This is a genomic window from Advenella sp., assembly GCF_052108595.1.
GTDB lineage: Bacteria > Pseudomonadota > Gammaproteobacteria > Burkholderiales > Burkholderiaceae_B > Advenella.
In genome coordinates, this window is sequence record NZ_JBQEAU010000193.1 from 1 (window position 1) to 3,406 (window position 3,406).

The 3,406-nt window shown below is 53.9% G+C and carries 2 protein-coding genes; one reads left to right on the plus strand and one right to left on the minus strand.

The genetic code is table 11. From position 1 onward, the window contains the following. Nucleotides 1-30 precede the first annotated feature (30 nt). A complete protein-coding gene (thiC, locus tag ACTIKR_RS20465) occupies nucleotides 31-1,944 on the plus strand; it encodes a phosphomethylpyrimidine synthase ThiC (RefSeq protein ID WP_193090511.1) in 1,914 nt (637 codons plus the stop codon). A gap of 1,098 nt (nucleotides 1,945-3,042) precedes the next feature. Here the strand turns inward: thiC and ACTIKR_RS20470 are convergent. Further along, the coding region (locus ACTIKR_RS20470; protein ID WP_442328888.1) for an SAM-dependent methyltransferase at nucleotides 3,043-3,406 on the minus strand (364 nt) is incomplete at its 5' end.

A 3,406-nucleotide genomic window follows, 5' to 3' on the forward strand; every position in this document is an offset into this window, starting at 1 on the left:
GGCTCCAATTTCAATTGTTTTGGAGCAAACATGAGTGCAAACCCAAAATTCCTGGCCGCGACGGCTCAGGTTGATTCCGCCGCCATCCAGGCGCTTCCCCAGTCACGCAAAATTTATGAACAGGGTTCTCGCCCGGACATTCGCGTGCCATTTCGTGAAATCAGTCAGGATGATACGCCTACCCTTTTTGGCGGGGAATCCAATCCGCCGCTGACCGTGTACGATGCCAGCGGCCCGTATACGGACCCCAAGGTACATATTGATATCCGCAAGGGCCTGCCCGAAGTTCGCCGCGCCTGGATCGATGAACGGCAGGATACCGAAGTACTATCCGGTCCCAGCAGTGTCTATGGGCAGGAACGCCTGACAGATCCGGCCCTCACTGCCATGCGCTTCGAACTGCAGCGCCCGCCCCGACGTGCATTGGCAGGTCGCAATGTGAGCCAAATGCACTACGCGCGCAAAGGCATTATTACGCCAGAAATGGAATTTGTGGCCATCCGCGAAAACATGCGGATTGAGCAGTACATCGAAAGCGTGCGCCAAAGCGGACCTGAAGGCGCAAAGCTGGCTGCACGCATTCTGCGCCAGCATCCGGGACAGTCTTTTGGCGCTTCCATTCCCAAAAAAATCACCCCGGAATTCGTGCGGGACGAGATCGCTCGCGGGCGCGCCATCATTCCGGCCAACATCAATCACCCGGAAATTGAACCCATGGCCATTGGCCGCAATTTCCTGGTCAAGATCAATGCCAATATCGGCAACTCGGCGCTTGGCTCAAGCATCAATGAGGAAGTGGAAAAAATGACCTGGGCCATCCGCTGGGGTGGCGATACGGTGATGGATTTGTCCACCGGCAAGCATATCCATGAAACCCGCGAATGGATCATCCGCAACTCGCCAGTTCCCATCGGGACCGTGCCTATTTATCAGGCGCTGGAAAAAGTCGATGGCAAGGCAGAGGAACTGACCTGGGAAATTTTCCGGGACACGCTGATCGAACAGGCTGAACAGGGCGTGGACTATTTCACCATTCATGCGGGTGTGCGCCTGCCGTTCATCCCCATGACTGCCGATCGCATGACCGGCATCGTGTCACGGGGCGGTTCCATTATGGCCAAATGGTGTCTTGCCCACCACGAGGAAAGCTTCCTGTATACCCACTTTGAAGACATTTGCGACATCATGAAAGCCTACGATGTCAGTTTCTCACTGGGCGATGGACTGCGACCCGGCTCTGGTTACGATGCCAATGACGAGGCCCAGTTTGCCGAACTCAAAACGCTGGGCGAACTGACTAAAGTGGCGTGGAAGCACGATGTCCAGGTCATGATCGAAGGCCCGGGCCATGTGCCCATGCATTTGATCAAGGAAAATATGGATCTGCAGCTGGAGCATTGCGATGAGGCGCCGTTCTATACTCTGGGCCCGTTGACGACCGATATTGCCCCCGGCTACGATCATATTACCTCCGGCATTGGCGCGGCGCTGATCGGATGGTATGGAACAGCCATGTTGTGCTACGTCACCCCGAAAGAACACCTTGGGCTGCCCAACAAGAAAGACGTGAAGGACGGCATTATCACCTATAAAATTGCCGCGCACGCCGCCGATCTGGCCAAGGGTCACCCGGGCTCGGCCATCCGTGACAATGCACTGTCCAAAGCCCGCTTTGAGTTCCGCTGGGACGACCAGTTCAATCTGGGCCTGGACCCGGATACCGCCAAGGAGTTCCACGACGAAACACTGCCCAAGGATTCGATGAAAGTGGCTCACTTCTGTTCCATGTGCGGGCCACATTTCTGCAGCATGAAAATTACCCAGGACGTACGTGAATACGCCCAGAAGCAGGGTCTGACGGCAGATAAGGCATTACAGCAGGGCATGCAGGAAAAATCGATCGAATTCATGAAAAAAGGCGCCGAGCTGTATCACAAAACCTGATGCCCAGCAGCGGCAAAAGAGTGCTACCCAATCCGGCAGTACGAGGTTGGGTTGGTAGCATGTGCTGGCAGTGCACTTATCCCTGTTGTGATGCTGTCGGTAAAACTACCTTTGTCCACAATTGACAGCTAGGGATATATTTTGTAAATTAAAACCTGAAACCGGTGGGGTACGTTCCCACCGGTCCCTGATCAATAAGCTGGGGAGCTATACATTAGCGCTATACACTAGCAACACCAGCGATATACCGATCAGGATAAGTTGTAATACGATTCGCTTCATCGTATCCTCCTTATCAGGCAGGGCCCGGCTTCGGTCGGGCCCTTTTACCGTCTGCGCTGACCATCAGCACAGCGCAGATATTTTGCATTTATCGGGGGCGTGTTCAGACCGGGTTTGATTCAAATGATCGCTTCGTAATCTCCGACAGTTCCATTCATATTGACGATCTGCGGGAAGCTTTGCCTCATTGTCTTGTTGACTTCAACTGCATCGCTTTATTTTTACTATATGTAATGCAAGTCGGTATGTTTACCTGAAAGAATGAGCATCGCAATCAAGGTCTATTTGTACCCTCGGAAAATACGAGATTGACATAGGAATCATGATTAAGTAAATTAAAACCTGAAACCGGTGGGATCCGCCCCACCGGTCCCTGATCAATAAGCTGGTGCGCTATACGCTAGCAATACCAGCGATATACCGATCAGGATAAGTTGTAATACGATTCGTCTCATCGTATCCTCCTTATCAGGCAGGGCCCGGCTTCGGTCGGGCCCTTTTACCGTCAGTACTGACCATCAGCACAGCGCAGATATTCTGCACTTGTCGCGGGCGTGTTCAGACCGGGTTTGATTCAAATGATCACTTGGGGGTTCCCGTGATATCTGTGTCCGCAATGTCAAAGCTGATCATGAAAATACGTACCAAATATCTGCGGCAGCAATGACAGCTAGCGTAAGTTGCACGCGTTATTCGCGGCAATGTCCACAGATTGGCCAGTAAGTGCGTCCTGCGCGCGCCAGGCTTATGGGTGTTGCTGTCTCGCGGCATACGGGTACTCCCTATTGTGAAATAGGTAATATCCAAGCATCTGGTTCACAGGCATGCCGCTTGAACGGTCATCGCATCTGGCATGCCTTGCGCCGCACATTCAGCATGCGCCCGGGCCTGGACCCGATGCGTCACCGCTTGACCGATAATCAGCAACGCGGGACTGCCCAATCCAGCGGCGCTAATGTCTGCCGACATGGCACGCAGCGTCGTAAACAAACTGCGTTCATTTCGACAGGTCACGCGCTCGACCACAGCGACCGGCAGATCGCCGGCAAAACCGGCCTGCAACATATCCTGCTGCAGTTGTTCGTTTCGACTCATACCCATATAACAAACCAGCGTACGCCCGCTTTGCGCCAGGGCCCGCCAGTCGGGAGCAGCGCCGTCGGCGGTATGGGCCGTCACA